Annotated in this window: 16 protein-coding genes; 15 read left to right on the top strand and 1 reads right to left on the bottom strand. The window is 59.2% G+C overall.

The features are described 5' to 3' along the window. The first annotated feature begins 107 nt into the window (after positions 1-107). The 11 genes from AC6I6H_RS03120 (at position 108) to AC6I6H_RS03170 (ending at position 8,712) form a co-directional block, all read left to right on the top strand. The gene (locus AC6I6H_RS03120; protein WP_497951121.1) at positions 108-368 is read left to right on the top strand and encodes an IreB family regulatory phosphoprotein; all 261 of its coding nucleotides are present in this window, start codon (positions 108-110) and stop codon (positions 366-368) included. A gap of 6 nt (positions 369-374) precedes the next feature. Further along, the gene (gene ruvX / locus AC6I6H_RS03125; protein WP_497951125.1) at positions 375-791 is read left to right on the top strand and encodes a Holliday junction resolvase RuvX; all 417 of its coding nucleotides are present in this window, start codon (positions 375-377) and stop codon (positions 789-791) included. Positions 792-799: 8 nt separating this feature from the next. Then, a complete protein-coding gene (locus AC6I6H_RS03130; protein ID WP_497951127.1) occupies positions 800-1,126 on the top strand; it encodes a DUF1292 domain-containing protein in 327 nt (108 codons plus the stop codon). Continuing rightward, entirely contained in the window at positions 1,126-1,434 is a 309-nt protein-coding gene (locus AC6I6H_RS03135) for a DUF1292 domain-containing protein (protein ID WP_497951131.1), read from the top strand. Before AC6I6H_RS03130 ends, AC6I6H_RS03135 begins: the two co-directional genes overlap by 1 nt. A 159-nt stretch (positions 1,435-1,593) precedes the next feature. Beyond that, the gene (gene mltG, locus AC6I6H_RS03140) at positions 1,594-2,661 is read left to right on the top strand and encodes an endolytic transglycosylase MltG (protein WP_497951135.1); all 1,068 of its coding nucleotides are present in this window, start codon (positions 1,594-1,596) and stop codon (positions 2,659-2,661) included. A gap of 24 nt (positions 2,662-2,685) precedes the next feature. Next, complete coding sequence (locus AC6I6H_RS03145) at positions 2,686-3,612, top strand: peptidase U32 family protein (protein ID WP_497951137.1); 927 nt, start codon at positions 2,686-2,688, stop codon at positions 3,610-3,612. Positions 3,613-3,690: 78 nt separating this feature from the next. After that, positions 3,691-4,917: a peptidase U32 family protein gene (locus AC6I6H_RS03150; protein ID WP_497951139.1), complete on the top strand. Its 1,227-nt coding sequence runs from the start codon at positions 3,691-3,693 to the stop codon at positions 4,915-4,917. A gap of 185 nt (positions 4,918-5,102) precedes the next feature. Then, complete coding sequence (locus AC6I6H_RS03155) at positions 5,103-7,337, top strand: methyl-accepting chemotaxis protein (RefSeq protein ID WP_497951141.1); 2,235 nt, start codon at positions 5,103-5,105, stop codon at positions 7,335-7,337. Positions 7,338-7,502: 165 nt separating this feature from the next. Then, positions 7,503-7,904 carry a hypothetical protein gene (locus AC6I6H_RS03160; RefSeq protein WP_497951144.1) on the top strand — a complete coding sequence of 134 codons (402 nt, stop codon included), beginning with the start codon at positions 7,503-7,505 and terminating at the stop codon, positions 7,902-7,904. A 12-nt stretch (positions 7,905-7,916) separates the two neighbouring features. Further along, positions 7,917-8,348 (top strand): SRPBCC family protein, encoded by a 432-nt coding sequence (locus AC6I6H_RS03165; RefSeq protein ID WP_497951146.1) that lies wholly within the window; start codon positions 7,917-7,919, stop codon positions 8,346-8,348. Beyond that, complete coding sequence (locus AC6I6H_RS03170) at positions 8,335-8,712, top strand: ArsR/SmtB family transcription factor (RefSeq protein ID WP_497951150.1); 378 nt, start codon at positions 8,335-8,337, stop codon at positions 8,710-8,712. The genes AC6I6H_RS03165 and AC6I6H_RS03170 overlap by 14 nt, the downstream gene beginning before the upstream one ends. Before the next feature lie 57 nt (positions 8,713-8,769). Here the strand turns inward: AC6I6H_RS03170 and AC6I6H_RS03175 are convergent, their stop codons facing one another. Next, positions 8,770-9,939 (bottom strand): M20 family metallopeptidase, encoded by a 1,170-nt coding sequence (locus AC6I6H_RS03175; protein ID WP_497951154.1) that lies wholly within the window; start codon positions 9,937-9,939, stop codon positions 8,770-8,772. Positions 9,940-10,138: 199 nt separating this feature from the next. Between AC6I6H_RS03175 and AC6I6H_RS03180 the strand changes: the two genes are divergently transcribed. The 4 genes from AC6I6H_RS03180 (at position 10,139) to AC6I6H_RS03195 (ending at position 19,024) form a co-directional block, all read left to right on the top strand. Further along, a complete protein-coding gene (locus AC6I6H_RS03180; RefSeq protein ID WP_497951157.1) occupies positions 10,139-10,930 on the top strand; it encodes a transporter substrate-binding domain-containing protein in 792 nt (263 codons plus the stop codon). 10 nt (positions 10,931-10,940) lie between these two features. After that, positions 10,941-11,600 carry an amino acid ABC transporter permease gene (locus tag AC6I6H_RS03185; RefSeq protein ID WP_497951159.1) on the top strand — a complete coding sequence of 220 codons (660 nt, stop codon included), beginning with the start codon at positions 10,941-10,943 and terminating at the stop codon, positions 11,598-11,600. Further along, positions 11,587-12,309 (top strand): amino acid ABC transporter ATP-binding protein, encoded by a 723-nt coding sequence (locus tag AC6I6H_RS03190; protein ID WP_497951161.1) that lies wholly within the window; start codon positions 11,587-11,589, stop codon positions 12,307-12,309. Before AC6I6H_RS03185 ends, AC6I6H_RS03190 begins: the two co-directional genes overlap by 14 nt. 163 nt (positions 12,310-12,472) lie before the next feature. Further along, the gene (locus AC6I6H_RS03195) at positions 12,473-19,024 is read left to right on the top strand and encodes a HAMP domain-containing protein (protein ID WP_497951167.1); all 6,552 of its coding nucleotides are present in this window, start codon (positions 12,473-12,475) and stop codon (positions 19,022-19,024) included. The last annotated feature ends 71 nt before the right edge of the window (positions 19,025-19,095 follow it).

Raw genomic sequence — 19,095 nt, forward strand, 5'->3', positions numbered from 1 at the left:
ATCCCCTAAATTGGCGGACAATTTCCCAATTTGGAGAGGATTTTCCGGTTAAGCCGAGAATATATGTTTTAATATAGACTACAGTCTATTTCCGGGAGGTGCCGGTGATGGGTTCCATGGATAAAACGATGAAGTTCGATGTCAAAGCGGACGCGATCGAAACGTCGCCCCGGGAGGTGCTGCTTTCGGTTTACGATGCGCTTCAAGAGAAAGGCTACAACCCGATCAACCAAATCGTCGGCTACTTGCTGTCCGGCGATCCGGCCTACATTCCGCGTCACAACAACGCGCGCAGCCTGATTCGCAAACGCGAGCGGGACGAACTGATTGAGGAACTGGTCCGTTCCTACCTGAGCAAGGAGAAATAAGCGTCCATGCGGATCATGGGGCTTGATTACGGCGACCGGACGATCGGGGTAGCGGTCAGCGACGAGATGGGATGGACCGCGCAGGGGATCGAAACCATCCGCCGCAAAAGCAAAGAGGCGGATTTGGACCGGCTGCGCGAGCTGAAAGAACGGTTTGAGGTGCAGGAGATCGTGGTCGGTCTGCCGAAGAACATGAATGGAAGCATTGGACCGCGCGGCGAGCTCAGCATGGAATTTGCGGACTGGCTGCGGGATAACCTAAAGCTGCCGGTCCATTTATGGGATGAACGATTGACTACGGTTTCCGCGCATCGTACATTAATAGATGCGGACGTCAGCCGCAAGAAGCGCAAGGATGTCGTCGACAAGCTGGCCGCCGTGTTCATTCTTCAAGGCTTTCTCGATTCTAAGACAAAGAGGTGAGGTTCACGATGGCACAAGACGAATTGCAGAATGCCGACCTGGAAGCCGCGCAAGGCACCGATGAACCGGAGATCATTTACATTCCGGACGAGGAAGGCAACGAAGAAGAGTTCGAAGTCATCATGAAGTTCGAGGTCGACGGCTCCGATCGTCAATACATGATGGTCGTTCCGGTCGATTCCGAGGACGAGGAATCGGAGGAAGTCTACGCCTTCCGCTTTGAGGAAGACGGAGACGACTTGAAGCTGTACACGATCGACGACGAGGAAGAATGGAACATCGTCGAAGAAACGTTCAACACACTGGTCGCCGAGATGGAAGAAGAGGAACGCTGATGGCTTACCGCGTAGAGGATGCCGTCGCGGTTTCCCTGATCCGGGACGCGTTTGGCGGCGATCAGATTGAACTGGAAGCGGATGATGGCGCTTCCGTTACGTATACCCTGCTGGCGGAGTTTACCGTCGGCGGTTCGTATTACGCCGTCGTGCAGGATGCCGAGCTCAAGAAAACCGATTCCGTCGACGTGCTGCGCATTCTGAGGCAGGAAGACGGAACGCTGGAGCTGGAGAGCGTGGAGGACGACGAGGAATGGGAGGACATCGCGGAGCTGTACGACGAGATGTCCGCCGCTTTTGAAGACTAGCCTTGTTTTCCCGGGGCTCGCGAATGGTGAACTTTGAGAAAGAGCGGCGTTCGCCGCTCTTTTTTCCTGCGAACGGCGGGCGGCCGGAGGCATGATCCTGAAAAGCCGTTCCTTGCCCTTGCAGGAAGTGAAACCGGGAAAGCTCAATTTGGAGGAACCATGGCAAAGAAACCGAAATCGCGGGGACGAAAATTCGTCCGTTTTTTGACAGGACTTGTTATGATTTTGCTTCTGCTTGGAGCGGCGGGAGCGGCTTACGTCTGGAACCAGCTGCAGCCGCCCGAGACCGGGAACGCGGCTTCGTTCGACATTCCCGAAGGCACCGGGACCGCCGGTGTAGCCGATATACTGGAAAAGAACGGCATCATCCGCAACAAATATGTGTTCCTGGGCTACCTTCGTTATCGCGACGAAGGCAGCCGTTTCCAGGCGGGCAGCTACGAAATGGCGCCGGGCTTGACGCTGGACGAAGTTATCGGTAAGCTGAACGGCGGGGAAACGGTGAGAGCCGAAACGCTCAAATTCACCATCCCGGAAGGCTTCACGGTCGCCCAGATGGCGGCCCGGCTGGACGAGCAGGGCGTTCTGGACGAGGCGGAATTTCTTCGCCTGGCGAAGAACCCGGCCGCGCTTGATTTATCGCTTCCGCAAGGGAGCTTGCCGGACAACCCCGATCTGACGTATCCGTTGGAGGGTTACTTGTTCCCCGAGACATATGAACTGCCGCTTGACAGCACCGGAGAAGACATCCTCAAACGCATGGCGGATGAAACCGTCCGGAAGCTGGACACGCTGGACGGCTGGCAGGACAAGCTTGCCGAGCGCAAGCTGACGCTTCATCAGCTGCTGACCATCGCTTCTTTGGTGGAGCGTGAGGCGGCCGTGCCGGCCGAACGTCCTCTCATCGCCGGCGTGATTTACAACCGGCTGGATTCGGGCATGCGGCTGGAGATCGACGCGACGGTTCAATACGCGCTCGGCGAAACCAAGGAGCGCCTTTACGAGAAGGATACCCGGATCGAAAGCCCCTATAACACGTACCGCATTGACGGTCTTCCGCCGGGACCGATCGGCAGCCCCGGGCTGGATGCGATTCAAGCGGCGCTTGCTCCCGAGCCGTCCGAATACTTGTTTTACGTCACCAAAAAAGACGGGTCGCGCGAGCATCTGTTTGCGAAGACATACGAGGAGCATCTGAGGAACATCGAGATCAGCAAGCAGAATTGACAAAATGGAAAGCGGGTGCTGCTCATGAATAAACCGGAGCTTCAGGTCACGGCCGCCTCGCTCGAGGAATTGGATCGCGTGCTGCGTGCTGGCGCGAACGCGGTGGCGGTCGGCGGGGAACGCTTCGGCCTGCGTCTGCCCGGCAGCTTTGATCCGGCCGCGATCCGGGAAGCCGTGCGGATGACGCATGAAGCGGGAGCCCGGCTGTATGTCGCCGCCACGGCCGTTCTGACCAACGAACTGGCCGACGAACTGCCCGATTATCTGCGGGAAATCGCCACGGCCGGCGCGGACGCGCTGTTGTTCGGCGACCCCGGCGTCATCCCCGCCATGCGCGAAGCGGGGGTTACCCTCCCGCTGCATTGGAACGGCGAAATGCTCGCCACCAATTACGAGGCGGCCAATTATTGGGGACGGCGGGGAGCGACGCGGGTTTTCCTGTCCCGCGAGCTGAACATGGAGGAAGCGGTCGAGTTCAAACAACGCTGCCGGCTGGAAGTGCAGGTGCAGGTTCACGGCATGACGAACATATATCATTCCAAGCGTCCGCTCGTAAGCTTGTACCGTGAGCATCAGGGAAATTGGAGTCCCGGCGAAGAAACCGGCGCGGGGCGCGCGCTGACGCTCATTGAAGCGGAGCGGCCCGATGAGCGGTTTCCCGTCTTCGAGGACGCGAACGGAACGCACATTATGAGCTCGGAAGACCTGTGCATGCTGGAAAATCTGAAGGAGCTCATGGAAGGCGGGTTTGACAGCTTTCGCATCGACGGTCTGCTCAAAACGCCGGATTACAACGAAACCGTCACTTCGATTTACCGGCAGGCGATCGACGCCTGCGCCGAGGGACGGGACGATTGGCTGGACCCGTCCTGGCTTGCGGAGATCGAAGCGATTCAGCCGAAAGGACGACCGTTGTCCTTCGGTTTTTACTACAAGGAACAAGTTTATTGATCCGCGGGGAGACAACGGCCGGAAGTCATTCGGGCCGTTGTTTTCGCCTCGCGTCCAGAAAACCACGGAGGTGACACCATGAAACGGCCTGAATTGCTCGCCCCTGCGGGCAGTCTGGAAAAGCTGAAATTTGCCGTGCGGTACGGCGCCGACGCCGTCTATATCGGAGGGCAGCAGTACGGCCTTCGTTCCGGAGCGGACAATTTTACGCTGGAGGAAATGCGGGAAGGGGTCGAATTTGCGAAGCGGTACGGAGCCAAAGTGTTCGTAACCACCAACATTATCGCCCATAACGAGGATATCGAAGGAGTGGGCGCTTACCTGCGCGGGCTGCAGGATGCCGGAGTGGCTGCCATTATCGTCGCCGATCCGATGATTATTGAAACCTGCCGCCGCGAAGCCCCGGGCATCGAGGTTCACCTGAGCACGCAGCAGTCTACCTTGAACTGGCGGGCGGTGCAGTACTGGAAAGAGGAAGGGGCCGACCGGGTGGTGCTGGCGCGGGAGGCCAGCTTTGCCGACATCAAGAGCATCCGGGAGCATGTCGGCATCGAAATCGAAACCTTCATTCACGGGGCGATGTGCAGCTCGTTTTCGGGCCGCTGCGTCCTCTCCAACCATTTTACCGACCGGGATTCAAACCGGGGCGGCTGCTGCCAGTCCTGCCGCTGGAAATACGATCTGTACGCCGGCGAAGAGGCGCTATTCGAGGCGGAAGACGATCCGTTTGCGATGGGCGCGAAGGATCTTTGCATGATCGCGCATATTCCGGAGCTGATTGAAGCGGGCATCGACAGCTTCAAAATCGAAGGCCGGATGCGCAGCATTCACTACGTCGCCACGGTGGTCAACGCCTACCGGCAGGCGATCGACGCTTACCTGGCCGACCCGGCCGGCTACAAGCTGGACCCGCGCTGGGTGGAGGAAATCCACAAAGCGGCCAACCGTCCGCTCAATACCGGCTTTTATTTCAGCGCCCCGGGCCGCGAGGATCATATTTACGGCGCCGAGGATAAAGCGGTCCCCTACGATTTTGCCGGCCTGGTGCTGGAGTACGACGAGTCGACCGGCATGGCGCTGGTCGAACAGAGAAATCACTTCAAGCCAGGGCAGGAGGTCGAGTTTACCGGTCCGAACGGCCTCTTCTTCCGCCAGACGGTAGGCACGCTGGAGGATGCCGAAGGAAACCCGCTCGATGCGGCCCGGCACCCGCTGCAGCACGTCCGGTTCCGGGTCGATCAGCCGGTTCATCCCTTTGATCTGATGCGCAAAAAGCTGCCCCTTAAACAAAAAGTATCAAATTGAAACAACTTATCGCTCCCTTCGGGGAGTTTTTTTTTGTAGAGAACATTTCATGGCAGGGATGTGGCATATATTGTCGAATTACAAAACAGAGACTTCGGGATTAACAAATTAGCAACAAAGTGCCGAAATAATAAGTGAGCGGCAAACCAAGGAAGCAGGTATCCTTCACTAGGACGGTGGCAGACATGGCGTGGAGCCCAATGAAGAAAAAACCGAATGGGAAAGAGGGGGACGAATTAAGTCAAACAACCCAGAAAACCAAACCCGGAAAACCCAAGGGACCCAAGAAAGAAAAACCGGACAAGGCCGTAAAGACCGGAAAACCGGCAGCAGGCGGCAAAAAGCCGCTGGATTGGAAAAGCCTGGCGCAAAAGGCCCAGATGAACCGCTCCGTCGGGGCCAAATTGTTTATCGCATTCTTTTTCTGCATCGTAGTTTTGGTGCTGGCCGTCGGACTTTTTTCTTATCAGCAGGCCAAGAGCATCATAACGGATCAAGTGCGGAATTCCAATGAGCAAACGGTTACGCAGCTGGCCGACAAGCTTGAACTGGCCTTGACCAATTACAACGACGAATCGACCAAAGTCATTACGGACAGCGATCTGATGTCTACTTATACCAGCTGGAAAGCAAGACTTGACGACGACTATGACAAATTCATCGAATTCCGTAAAGTCAACGAGAAGCTGGCGGCCATCACCATGGGCAAATCCGGCATCGTCCGGGTTCACATTCTGCCGACCGGCGTCCAAGGGCCCATAAGCACGGCGGGAACCTTCGGCAACGACACCGAAAAAACATACCAGCAGACGGACTGGTTCAAACAAACCGTCGATGCGAACGGCAAGGCGGTCTGGCTTTCCACCAAGCTGAAAGGCTATTCGGGGGATATGAACGAGCCGGTCTTCGGGCTGGCGCGGCTGATGACCGTTCCCCAGACGGGCGACCGGGAGCAGGTGCTGCTGTTTGAAATCGCGCTTGATGCGCTGGACGGCTACATCGGCGACCTGAAGATGGGCGAGACGGGGCAGATTGCCATTCTGGACGCGCAGAACAACGTCCTTTATTCCAAAGACCAAAGCCGTCTGGAGCAGCCGACCATCCTCGCTCTGAGCGAGGACGAGAAGAAAGCCGCAACGGACACGGCGCTTGGCGTGAACAAGGATATCGACGGAAAAGACAACCTGGTTGTTTACAAAAAGCTGGCGGAAACGGATTGGACCGTCGTCGCAACGGTTCCGTACGCCGAGCTTCTCGGCGGAACCAAAGCGATTACGACTGTGCTCTGGATTTCGGTTGTGCTTTCGGCGCTCGTTGCCGTCGGCGTCGGTTTCTTCGTCGCCAACATGATCGGCAAGCCGCTCCGGGGCCTGCGCAACATCATGAAGCGGGCGGAATCGGGCGATTTGACCGGACGCGCGACCTTTAACGGACGGGACGAAATCGGCCAGCTCGGCAGCAGCTACAACCAGATGATGGAGCAAATCACCCGGCTGATGCATCAGACGAACAAATCGGCCGCCGAAGTGCAGCAGACGGCGATCGAGCTTCTGAATGCGTCCAAGACGACCACAACCTCCGCGCGGGAAATCGCCATCGCGACCGAGGAGATCGCTAACGGAGCGTCGAGTCTTGCCACCGAAGCGGAGAAGGGCAACTCGCTTACCCATCTGATCGGAGAAAAGCTCCAGGAAACCGTCCGGGCCAACAACCAGATGGTTTCCGCGGCCAACGAAGTGCAGCAGTCAAGCGAGCAGGGCACCCGGTACATGGTCGAGCTGACTGCAAAAACAGCCTCCACGGAGGAAATGACCCGCTCGATGGTCGAGAAGGTCGACAAGCTGAAGGACAGCACCTACTCGATCCGCAAAATTCTCGATGTGCTGGGCAATATGGCGAAGCAGACCAACATCCTGTCGCTGAACGCCACGATCGAAGCGGCGCGGGCGGGAACGGCCGGCAGAGGCTTTATGGTCGTCGCCGACGAAATCCGCAAGCTGGCCGAGCAGACGAAGCACAACATCGGGGTTGTCGGAGAAATCACCGACAAAATCCAAAGCGAGATCGGGGAAACGGTCGACGTGCTGATGCAGGCGAAGCCGATCTTCCAGGAGCAGATCCAGTCCGTGAAGGAAGCGGATGCGATCTTCCAGAAGGTAAACGATCACATGGCGGGGCTGGCCAACCAGCTGTCCGAGGTGTCCGAGTCTATCCACGCGCTGGATTCCACCCAAACCGAGCTGAACGTGGCGATGACCAACGTGAGCGCGGTATCCGAGGAATCGTCGGCGACCTCGCAGGAAGTCGCTTCGCTCTCCAACGAGCAGTTGAACGTCAGCGAAGGTTTGATGAAGCTGGCGGAAAGCCTGGAAACCCTGTCGCAATCGCTGCAGGAATCCCTGGCCAAATTCGAAATCTGACCCCTCCCGACCGGAATAAAAAAACCCTTGCGGCAGGCCCGCAAGGGTTTTTTTATTCCGGAGCGCTTGTCTTGACGTAAAACCATTTGGTTTCCTATAATGAATGGGCGGCACCGGCGCCTCGGGGGCTGAAGCCGCGACAAACCGATAAAGAAAGGGACCTTCATGGACGAGACACTCCGAAAAAAGCTGCATTACAAGAAGGACCCGGCCGTGGTCCTCTATCCTCCCCAAGGCTATGACTTCGGCCTGACGTCGGGAGAACAGGGCGCGGCGGGAAGCGAGCTTGAGGGACACTGCGCGTTTGTGCTTTTGTTTGCCCAAACCCGGGACGAGCTTGGCGAACGTCTGCCAGCCGCATTCTCGCTTCTTGCGGAGGATGCGGTTTTCTGGATCGCTTATCCGAAGAAAACGGCCAAGCTGCCGACCGATTTGAATCGGGATATCCTCTGGGCGTTTGTTTCCGGGCGGTCGGATTACCGGGCCGTCAGCAACGTGGCGGTCGACGACAAGTGGTCGGCGCTTCGGTTCCGGCCGGAATCGAAAGTTAAGGCCAAAAAAGAATAGGGGGCTTAACGGATGACGCAGGAGAACGGCAAAAAGCCGCTGCCCGATATCCGCAAAACCAGAGTGCTCCGGGCGCCGGTCGGCGAGGTATGGAATGCCGTCGCGACCCGGGAAGGATTGGCCGCCTGGTTTATGCCGAACGATCTCGTGTCCGAGGCCGGGCATGAATTTACCCTCCAGGCGGGACCGTTTGGAGAATCGCCCTGCCGGGTGACGGAAGCGGAGCCGAACCGCCGCCTTTCGTTTCGCTGGGGCAAAGACTGGACGCTGACCTTCGAGCTGGCGGAACGGGCGGATGGCACAACGGAGCTGACGCTGATTCATTCCGGCTGGGCGGAGGAAGGAACCACGGAATTCGGACAGCCGCATGAAGCGGTTCGGGAGAACATGGACCGGGGCTGGACCGGGCTTGTCGAAAAGCTGGCAGAGCATGCCGAAGGCTGACCCCGGCGTTTCCGCCCGGGAACGGGATGTGTTCCACGCCGTCGCCGACCCGAACCGGCGCAAGCTGCTTTTGCTGCTGGACGAAGGGGAACAGCCCGTGGCCGCGCTCAGCCGGCATTTTCCGATGAGCCGGACGGCCGTGTCCAAGCATTTGCGCATCCTGGAGGATGCGGGACTTGTGGTGCCGCGCCGGGCGGGAAGAGAAACCCGCTACCGGCTCGATCCGGCTCCGCTGCTTGAGCTGAAGCGCTGGCTGGCGTTTTATGACCGGTACTGGGACAACAAGCTGCTGGCGCTAGACCGGTACCTGGAGGAACGCGCCCGGCAGGAGGTATCCGCCGCGTCCGCCGAACCCGTTTCCTGAGAGAAGCCCCGCCTACGGATTCACCGAAAGGCGGGGCTTTCTTTTGCCGGAGAACGGTCAGTCCTGCAGGGAACGGCGGAAGCCGGCTTTGACGGACTCCAGCAGCTTCGGATCGGTCAAGACCTCAAAGGCTGTTGCGGCCAGCGCCTTCGCGCCGACCAGCAGCCCCTCCATAGCCCGGGGCTGCATCGCCGCGTCCCGGAATTCCGGCGTGTGCAGGAGATAGGGTTCTTCAATTACTTTGACGTAAGGATGGATGGCCGGACATTGCCGGGAGACGTTGCCGAGGTCGAGAGAGCCGTTCTCCTTGCCGTCCCCGATCGCTTCCCCGGAAACGCCGAGCTCCTGAAGCTGGGCGGTAAAGGCTTCCGAAAGCGCCTCATTGGTCACCAACTCGTCGTAGGAATACTCATAATTAGTAGCCTGCAGGCGGCAGCCGGTTTGCAGGGCCGCGCCTTCCGCGCAGCGCAGCACTTTCGCCGCCACCTCGTCCGTGACCGGACGGTTAGCCGAGCGAAGGTAAAATTCCGCTGCGGCATAGTCCGGAATAATGTTCGGCGCTTTGCCGCCATCCGTAATAATGCCGTGCATCCGGACGTGGGCGGGAAGCTGCTGACGCAGGGCGGCGACGGCGTTGAACAGCTGAATCACGGCGTCGAGCGCGTTGACCCCTTCGTGCGGACTGGCTGCCGCGTGGGCGGCCTTGCCAAAAAATTCATACCGGACGGCATCCATCGCCAGCGAGGTTCCCGACTTTACATGGGAATGATAGGGATGAGCCATGAGCGCCGCGTCCACATCGCGGAACAGGCCGGCGGCCGCCATGTCCACTTTGGCGCCTTTGGTTTCCTCCGCCGGCGTTCCGTACACGCGGATCGTGCCGCCGGTCTGCTCCAGAACCGCCTTCAGCCCGATGGCGGCTCCGACGCCCATGGCGGCGATCAGGTGATGGCCGCACGCATGACCCAGCTCGGGAAGCGCGTCGTATTCGCACAGAAAAGCGACAACCGGACCGGGCTTCGAAGATTCGAGGGTGGCGAGAAAAGCAGTCGGCAGTCCCAGCACGCCCCGCTCCACCCGGAACCCTTCCCGTTCCAGTTCATCTGTCAAGCGGGCGGCGGCGAGCACTTCCTCGTGCCCCAGCTCCGGGCGCGCGCCGATGTATAAAGCGAGCTCCCGCAAGCGCTCCGCCTGCCGGTCGATGGTTTGCCAAATGGTTGTTTTCATCGGAATTCGTCTCCAATCTTCATTTGTTTCATTATAAACTGTAGGCTGCGGGGAAGCGACTGAAACCGAATTGGATTTCTCTGCATGGGAATGTATAAAAATTCAGTGAACAATGGTTAGAACCCATTGCTTTCCCGCCCGGGAGCCGATATAATGGCAACATTGTGTCCAAAAGATTAAAGGGGGATATACGAAGAAGATGAAAAAGATAACGCTTGTGCTGGCCTGTATGCTGGCATTTGGAACGATGCTTGCCGGCTGCGGCGAGAAGGACAAAAAGCTGGGAGAAATCCAGGAAAAAGGCAAAATCGTCATGGGAACAAACGCTGAATATCCGCCGTATGAATTCCATGCCGATGTGGACGGCAAAGACACCATTGTCGGCCTCGACGTCCTGATCGCCCAGGAAGTGGCCAAGCAGCTCGGCGTGGAGCTGGAAATTCAGGACATGGCGTTTGACGGCCTGCTTCCGGCGCTGACTTCCGGCAAAATCGACATGATCATCGCCGGCATGACGCCGACGCCCGATCGGGAAGAAGCCGTCGACTTCAGCAAAATTTATTACACGGCCAAGCAGGGCGTGGTTTCCCGCGCCGAAGACAAGGACAAGTTCGCAACGCTTGAATCGCTGAACGGCCAAAAGATCGGCGTACAAATGGGCAGCATCCAGGAAGAAATCGCACAGAACCAGGTCAAGGACGCCCAAATCACCAGCATCGCCTCCCCGAGCGATCTGGTGCTTCAGCTGCAATCGAAGAAGGTGGATGCGCTGATTTTTGAGCTTCCGGTAGCGGAAGTTTATGTTGCCAACCACCCGGATCTGGTTATCACGGATGCCAAACCGCAGGACGACGTAGGCGGATCGGCAATCGCGGTGCAGAAGAATAACCCGAGCCTGGTTGCCGAAATTGACAAAGTGGTGGACAAGCTGATTGCCGAGAAGAAGATCGACGAATTTTTCGTCGAAGCTTCCAAGCTGATGGAAGAGTAAGGTGACGGGCTTGGACTTTTCCTTTCTTAGCCGTTTTGGCATGTATTTTGTCCGGGGCGCCGGCATCACGATCTACCTGTCGTTTTTTACCGTTTTGTTCGGTACGCTATTCGGGATCGTCATCGCGCTCATGAAGACGTCCTCGGTCCGGCCGCTCCGCTGGCTGGCGACCGCTTATGTCGAGTTTATCCGCGGCACGCCGCTGCTCGTACAGGTCTTTGTCATTTTTTACGGCGTGCCGCAGTTGACGCCCTGGGATTTTTCGCCGATGGTCGCGGGGATCATCGCCCTTTCGATCAACAGCGCCGCTTACATCGCGGAAATTTTTCGCGCCGGCATTGAGAACATCGACCGGGGGCAGACGGAGGCGGCCCGTTCGCTGGGCATGACCAAACGGCAAACGATGCGCCTGATCGTGCTCCCGCAGGCGGTCAAGAACATTTTGCCCGCGCTCGGGAACGAGTTTGTCGTCGTCATCAAGGAATCCTCCATCGTCAGCATCATCGGCATCAGCGATTTGATGTACAACGCCAGCATTGTCAAAGCGCGGACCTTTCTCGCTTTTGAGCCGTATATCAGCGCGGCCTTCGTATACTTTATTCTTACCTTCAGTCTGTCCCGGCTGTTGCGGAAATTCGAAAGGAGGCTGAAGGTCGGTGATCAGCGTTAAAGGACTCAGAAAATCGTTCGGCAAGCTGGACGTGCTGAACGGAATCGACCTCGAGGTGCAAAAAGGCGAGGTCGTGGTCGTGATCGGCCCGAGCGGATCGGGCAAAAGCACGTTTTTGCGCTGCCTGAACCTGCTGGAGGTTCCGACGGCCGGGGATGTCGTGTTTGAAGGAAACCGGATCACGGACCCGAAGCAGAACATCGACCGGCTGCGCCAGAAGATGGGCATGGTGTTTCAGCAGTTTAACCTGTTTCCGCATCTGTCCGTTATGGCCAACCTCACCATCGCCCCCCTTCACGTGCTGAAGCGGAGCAAGGAAGAGGCGGAGCAGAACGCCCGGCGGCTGCTTCGGACCGTCGGGCTGGAGGACAAGGCGAACGTGTTTCCCAACCAGCTTTCGGGCGGACAAAAGCAGCGGATCGCCATCGCCCGGGCGCTGGCCATGGACCCGGACGTGATGCTCTTCGACGAGCCTACTTCGGCGCTCGACCCCGAAATGGTCGGCGAGGTGCTGGACGTGATGAAGAAGCTTGCGCAAGGCGGAATGACCATGGTCGTGGTCACCCACGAAATGGGCTTCGCCCGCGAGGTGGGGGACCGGATCATCTTTATGGACGGCGGCGTGATCGTCGAGCAGGGTGTGCCGGAGGATGTGTTTGGCCGCCCGTCGCATCCGCGCACCCAGGATTTTTTGGCCAAAGTGCTGTAAAAAGCAGCGGATTTTGCATACGGAGCTTCTTCGCCCGGCGGCGGAGAGGCTCCGTTTTTTTGCGCAGGCCGGCCGCCGCTTTCTTCTGCACGCAAAAATCGCTACAATATAGGAATGATAGATTTCATTCTTAATCACTACTTAACAAGGAAGGAATCGGACGATGACGGATGCGCAAAATGAAAAGGAAAATAACGGTCTGACGGGAGAAAAACCAGCCGCCCGAAAGAAGCCGGCTGAGCCGGCGGAAACGCTAGTGGACCCGATTGAGCTTTTAAATGCTTTGCGCGCCTTCAAAAAAGGCGATTTCAGCGTGCGCCTGGCCGAAGACAAAACCGGCCTTGCCGCCAAGATAGCCGATACATTTAACGATATTATGGACATGCAGCAAAACTTGGCCCAGGAAGCCCAGGAAGTGGCCCGAGTGGTGGGGAAGGAAGGGAAGATGAGCCGCCGCTTTACCTTCAAGACGAACGGCGGGTCCTGGAACTTCCTTTGCGAGCCGATCAACGAAATGATCGACGACCTGATCCGGCCCTTAAACGAAATCGTCCGGGTGATCAGCGCCGTGGCCCAGGGCGATCTCTCCCAGAAGATCGACATGGAGATCGACGGGCGCGCGCTGACGGGCGAGTTTCACCGGACGGCCGCCGGCATCAACCGGATGGTCGACCAGCTGGGCGTCTTCGCGTCGGAGGTTACGCGCGTGGCGCATGAAGTCGGGACCGAAGGGAAGCTCGGCGTCGTGGCCGATTCCCGCAACGTCTCCGGCACGTGGAAGCTGCTCACCGAGTCCGTCAACACGATGTCGCGCAATTTGACCGTTCAGGTTCGGAACATCGCCGAAGTGACGACGGCCGTCGCTACCGGCGACCTGACCAAAAAAATTACCATCGACGTGCGCGGCGAAATGTCGCAGCTGAAAAACACGATCAACACGATGGTGGACCAGCTCAGCACGTTCGCGTCCGAGGTTACGCGCGTGGCGCGCGAGGTCGGCACGGAAGGGAAGCTTGGCGGCCAGGCCGAAGTGAAGGGCGTTGCCGGCACCTGGGCGGATTTGACGGACAGCGTAAACAACATGGCGTCCAACCTGACCGATCAGGTGCGCAACATCGCAGTGGTAACCACCGCCGTCGCCAACGGCGATCTGACGAAGAAAATCACCGCGGACGTCAAAGGCGAGATGTCGCAGCTGAAAATCACCATCAACACGATGGTGGACCAGCTCAGCACGTTTGCATCGGAAGTGACGCGCGTGGCGCGCGAGGTCGGCACCGAAGGCATTCTGGGCGGGCAGGCGGATGTAAAAGACGTCGGCGGCACCTGGAAGGACTTGACCGACAGCGTAAATTACATGGCGTCCAATTTGACCAACCAGGTGCGGAACATCGCCGAGGTGACGACGGCGGTCGCCACCGGGGACCTGACGAAGAAGATTACCGTCGACGTCAAAGGCGAGATGCTGCAGCTGAAGAATACGATCAACACGATGGTGGGCCAACTCAGCACGTTCGCGTCGGAGGTTACGCGCGTGGCGCTTGAAGTCGGCACCGAGGGCAAGCTGGGCGGCCAGGCCGAGGTCGATGACGTTGGCGGCACCTGGCGGGATTTGACTGAAAGCGTGAACAACATGGCGTCCAATCTTACGGATCAGGTGCGCAGCATTGCCGAGGTGACGACGGCGGTCGCCAAGGGCGATCTGGGCAAGAAGATCGCCATCGACGCCAAAGGCGAAATTCTCCAGCTGAAAAACACGATCAACACGATGGTGGACCAGCTCGGCACCTTCGCGTCCGAGGTGACGCGTGTGGCGCGCGAGGTCGGCACCGAAGGCAAGCTGGGCGGGCAAGCCCAGGTTGTCGGCGTAGAAGGCACCTGGCGGGATTTGACCGAAAGCGTCAATTACATGGCGTCGAATTTGACCGATCAGGTGCGCAACATCGCGCTGGTTACGACGGCCGTCGCGCGCGGCGACCTGTCGCGGAAAATCACGGCGGACGCCCAGGGCGAAATTCTCGAGCTGAAGAACACGATCAACACGATGGTGGACCAGCTCAGCACGTTTGCATCGGAAGTGACGCGTGTGGCGCGCGAGGTCGGCACCGAAGGCATTCTGGGCGGCCAGGCCGAGGTAAAGGGCGTGGACGGCACCTGGCGGGATTTGACCGAAAGCGTCAATTACATGGCGTCCAATTTGACCAACCAGGTGCGGAACATCGCCGACGTCACGACAGCGGTCGCTACGGGGGACTTGACACGGAAAATTACCGTCGATGTAAAAGGCGAGCTGCTGCAGCTGAAAAACACGATCAACACAATGGTGGACCAGCTCAGCACGTTTGCGTCCGAGGTCACCAAGGTGGCCAGCCAGGTCGGCATCGAAGGCAAGCTGGGCGTTCAGGCGCAGGTGAAGGACGTCTCCGGCACCTGGAAGCTTTTGACGGACAGCGTAAACCTGATGGCGTCGAACCTGACCGACCAGGTGCGGAACATCGCCGAAGTGACGACGGCGGTCGCCAGCGGGGACCTGACCCGAAAAATCACCGTCGATGTCAAAGGCGAGCTGCTGCAGCTGAAGAACACGATCAATACGATGGTGGATCAGCTCAGCACGTTTGCTTCCGAGGTCACGCGCGTGGCGCGCGAGGTCGGAACGGAAGGCAAGCTGGGCGGCCAGGCGGAGGTGCGCGGCGTCGGGGGGACCTGGAAGGGACTCACCGACAACGTCAACATCATGGCCTCCAATTTGACCGATCAGGTGCGCAACATCGCCGAAGTGACGACGGCGGTCGCCAAGGGCGACCTGGGCAAAAAGATCACCATCGACGCCAAGGGCGAAATCCTGCAGCTGAAAAGCACGATCAACACGATGGTCGACCAGCTCAGCACGTTTGCGTCGGAAGTCATCCGCGTGGCCCGCGAGGTCGGCACCGAGGGACGGCTCGGCGGCCAGGCGCAGGTGTCCGGGGTGGAAGGCACCTGGAAGGATTTGACCGGAAACGTCAATTACATGGCTTCTAATCTGACCAGCCAGGTGCGCAACATCGCGGAAGTCACGACGGCGGTCGCAACCGGCGACCTGTCGAAAAAGATTACCGTCGACGTGCGCGGCGAGCTGCTGGAGCTGAAAAACACGATCAACACGATGGTGGACCAGCTCAATTCCTTTGCGTCCGAGGTCACGCGCGTGGCCCGGGAGGTCGGCACGGAGGGCAAGCTGGGCGGCCAGGCGCAGGTGCGCGGCGTCGGCGGCGTCTGGAAGGATTTGACCGACAACGTCAACATCATGGCCTCCAACCTGACCGATCAGGTGCGCGGCATCGCCAAGGTGGTGACCTCCGTCGCCGGAGGCGACCTGAAGCGGAAGCTGATGCTGGACGCCAAAGGCGAAATCGCGGAGCTGAGCGACACGATCAACGGCATGATCGACACGCTGGCCACCTTTGCCGAGCAGGTCACGACCGTTTCCCGCGAGGTAGGGGCGGAAGGCAAGCTGGGCGGCCAGGCGAGCGTGCCCGGCGCATCCGGCACCTGGCGGGATTTGACCGACAACGTCAACTACATGGCGAGCACGCTGACGACCCAGGTGCGCGCAATCACGAATGTCGCCACGGCGGTAACGAAGGGCGACCTGTCGCGCACCATCGACGTGGCTGCGGCCGGCGAAGTGGCGACCCTGAAGGACAACGTCAACGAAATGATCAACAACCTGCGGGAAACGACGCGGATCAATACGGAGCAGGACTGGCTGAAAACCAATCTGGCCAAATTCAGCCGCATGCTGCAAGGGCAGCGCGATCCCTATGCGGCCTGCCGGATGATCCTTTCCGAGCTGGCGCCGCTTGTCAGCGTACAGCACGGCGTATTCTTTGTAAGCGAGAACGAGAACGGGGAGCAGCTGCTGAAGCTGTTCGCCTCCTACGGGTTCCAGAAGCGCAAAAACCTGGCGAGCTCGTTCCGTGCCGGCGAAGGGCTGGTCGGCCAGTGCCTGATCGAAAAACAGCGCATTCTGCTGACCAACGTGCCGGGGGATTACGTAACGGTGAACTCGGGTCTCGGCGAAGCGACGCCGCTGAATATCGTGCTGCTGCCGATCGTGTTCGAGGATCAGGTGCTCGCGGTGCTGGAGCTGGCCTCCTTCCGCCCGTTCTCGGACATCGATCTTGCTTTGCTTGACCAGCTTGCCGATACGATCGGCATCGTGCTGAACACGATGCAGGCCAACATGCGGACGGAAGAGCTGCTCATGCAGTCCCAGTCGCTGGCCGAAGAGCTCCAGCAGCAGCAGGAAGAATTGCAGCACACGAACGAGGAGCTGGAGGACAAGGCCCGTCTGCTCGTGCAGCAGAAGGCGGAGGTCGAAAGCAAAAACCGCGAGGTCGAAATGGCGAAGAAGTTCCTGGAGGAAAAAGCGGAGCAGCTCGCCCTGACGTCCAAATACAAATCCGAGTTTTTGGCGAACATGTCGCATGAGCTGCGGACGCCGCTCAACAGCCTGCTGCTGCTCTCGGAGCAGCTTCGCGACAATCCGGACCATAACCTTTCCGACGACCAGGTGAAATACGCTTCCACGATTCACGAGTCGGGTCTTGACCTGCTGCATCTGATCAACGACATCCTGGATCTGTCCAAAATCGAATCCGGCACGGTTACGCCGGAGTTCGACGATGTGAAGGTGACCGATCTGATCGACGTGTTCGACCGGACCTTCAGCCACATGGCGGCGGACAAGGGCATTGAATTCCGCATCCAGCCGGACGTGGATATTCCGCCTTACATCCGGACGGATTCCAAACGGCTGCAGCAGGTGCTGGTGAACCTGCTGTCCAACGCCTTCAAATTTACGCGCAAAGGACAGGTCCATCTGGGCATCCGCCTGGCGCGCGAGGGCTGGAGCCCCGATCACAAGCGGCTGTCGAACGCCGCCGGTGTGGTCGCTTTCGCGGTCAGCGACACGGGCATCGGCATTCCGAAGGACAAGCAGGACATCATCTTCGAGGCTTTCCAGCAGGCGGACGGCAGCACGAGCCGGGAATTCGGCGGAACGGGCCTGGGCCTTGCGATCAGCCGCGAAATTGTGCAAATGCTGGGCGGCGAGATCAAGCTGTTCAGCGTGCCGGGCAGAGGCAGCGTCTTTACCGTTTACCTGCCGGTTGAAGGCGGTCAGGAAACGGCCGGCTCCGTCACCGGCACCGCGCCGGCGGCGCAGCCTGGTGGAGAGGCGATGAGCCGCCCGCCCGTTCGCAGCGCGGAGGACGCCGGGCCTGCCGGTCGAAGCGAAGCGGACAAGCCCTCCGGCGGCGAATCGTCCGCATCGGAAGCGGCTGCCGCGCTTGCTCCGGAGCCGCAGACGCCGGCGGCTGCCGGACGGCCTTCCGGCAGTCCGCGTTCGGCGCCGGAGGCGATCGCTCCGGAAGTGATCGACGTCCAGCCCGCCAAGCCCGCCAAGCCCGCTGGTCCGGCGAAGGACCTGCCGACCGTGTTCACGGGGGAAGCGGATACCGGCCTGAGCGATGACCGGGCCGATATCAAGCCGGGCGACAAGGTGGTCCTGATGGTGGAGGACGATCCGAAATTCGCCGAAATTCTGCTGGACGTCTGGCGCAAAAAAGGCGTCAAGGTCATCGCCACGGCGAAGGGGAGCAGCGTGCTGGAGCTGGCCCGTCATTTCCGCCCCGCCGCCATTACGCTCGACATCCGGCTGAACGACACGGACGGCTGGTCGGTGATCGACCAGCTCAAAAGCGACATGGATGTCCGGCATATCCCGATCGGCGTCATCACGGTGGAGGACGACCGGATTCCGCTTCTGCAGCGCGGCGTTTACTCGTACCTGTGCAAGCCGGTAACCGGCGAAGACCTGGAGCATGAACTGGACCGCCTGATTTCCTTCGGTCTGAAGGAAACGAAGGACCTGCTTGTCTTCCACGCCGGCACGGAGCGGCGGCAGGAAATCCTCGCCCTGATCGGCGGAAACGACGTGAGGATCGTCGAGACCGACACGGCGCGGAAAGCCGTCAATCAGCTGAAGGCTAAAGAGTTCGACGCGATCGTTTTTGATCTCGATTCCTCCGACAAGAACGGCCTTTCCCTTCTCCGGGAAGCCCTGCGCCTGTCGCGCAAACGGGAGATCCCCGTTATTTTGACGCTGGGCGGAAAGCTGTCGGCCAAAGAGGAAGCCGAGCTGGAGGAGCTGTTCCGGACCAATGTCATCAAAGAGGCGAAAGCCCCGGTCCGCGTGCTGGACGAAACCGCGCTGTTCCTGCACCGGAGGACGGAAGGGCTGTCGGACCTGCAGAAGGAGACGCTCTCCAGGCTGCATTCCACCGACGATGCCATCGCCTACAAAAAGGTGCTGGTCGTCGATGACGACATCCGCAATATTTTCGCGCTCACGACCATTCTGGAGCGGCACAAGATGAAGGTGATTCCGGCCGAGAACGGACGGGACTCCATCGAAATACTGGAGAACAACCCGGACATCAACGTCGTGCTGATGGACATCATGATGCCCGGCATGGACGGTTACGAAACCATCGGCGCGATCCGGGAAATTCCGAAATTCCGCGAGCTCCCGATCATTGCGCTGACGGCGAAGGCGATGAAAGGGGACCGGGAAAAATGCATTGAAGCCGGCGCCTCCGATTACATCACCAAGCCGGTGAACAGCTCCCAGCTCCTTTCGCTTTTGCGCGTGTGGCTCTACGGCTGAGGCCGCGGCGCGTGTATTCCGCCGGGCGGTGCAGTATAATCGTAGGAAAACCGGCTTACGCGCCGGGCGTC

This window comes from Gorillibacterium sp. sgz306347, from assembly GCF_059735245.1.

Bases quoted from the DNA above. Each gene is read 5' to 3' on its own strand.
- AC6I6H_RS03175 (WP_497951154.1), bottom strand. From the start codon at position 9,939: ATGAAAACAACCATTTGGCAAACCATCGACCGGCAGGCGGAGCGCTTG.
- AC6I6H_RS03170 (WP_497951150.1), top strand. From the start codon at position 8,335: ATGCCGAAGGCTGACCCCGGCGTTTCCGCCCGGGAACGGGATGTGTTC.
- AC6I6H_RS03130 (WP_497951127.1), top strand. From the start codon at position 800: ATGGCACAAGACGAATTGCAGAATGCCGACCTGGAAGCCGCGCAAGGC.
- AC6I6H_RS03150 (WP_497951139.1), top strand. From the start codon at position 3,691: ATGAAACGGCCTGAATTGCTCGCCCCTGCGGGCAGTCTGGAAAAGCTG.
- ruvX (WP_497951125.1), top strand. From the start codon at position 375: ATGCGGATCATGGGGCTTGATTACGGCGACCGGACGATCGGGGTAGCG.
- mltG (WP_497951135.1), top strand. From the start codon at position 1,594: ATGGCAAAGAAACCGAAATCGCGGGGACGAAAATTCGTCCGTTTTTTG.
- AC6I6H_RS03160 (WP_497951144.1), top strand. From the start codon at position 7,503: ATGGACGAGACACTCCGAAAAAAGCTGCATTACAAGAAGGACCCGGCC.
- AC6I6H_RS03195 (WP_497951167.1), top strand. From the start codon at position 12,473: ATGACGGATGCGCAAAATGAAAAGGAAAATAACGGTCTGACGGGAGAA.
- AC6I6H_RS03155 (WP_497951141.1), top strand. From the start codon at position 5,103: ATGGCGTGGAGCCCAATGAAGAAAAAACCGAATGGGAAAGAGGGGGAC.
- AC6I6H_RS03145 (WP_497951137.1), top strand. From the start codon at position 2,686: ATGAATAAACCGGAGCTTCAGGTCACGGCCGCCTCGCTCGAGGAATTG.
- AC6I6H_RS03135 (WP_497951131.1), top strand. From the start codon at position 1,126: ATGGCTTACCGCGTAGAGGATGCCGTCGCGGTTTCCCTGATCCGGGAC.
- AC6I6H_RS03120 (WP_497951121.1), top strand. From the start codon at position 108: ATGGGTTCCATGGATAAAACGATGAAGTTCGATGTCAAAGCGGACGCG.
- AC6I6H_RS03180 (WP_497951157.1), top strand. From the start codon at position 10,139: ATGAAAAAGATAACGCTTGTGCTGGCCTGTATGCTGGCATTTGGAACG.
- AC6I6H_RS03165 (WP_497951146.1), top strand. From the start codon at position 7,917: ATGACGCAGGAGAACGGCAAAAAGCCGCTGCCCGATATCCGCAAAACC.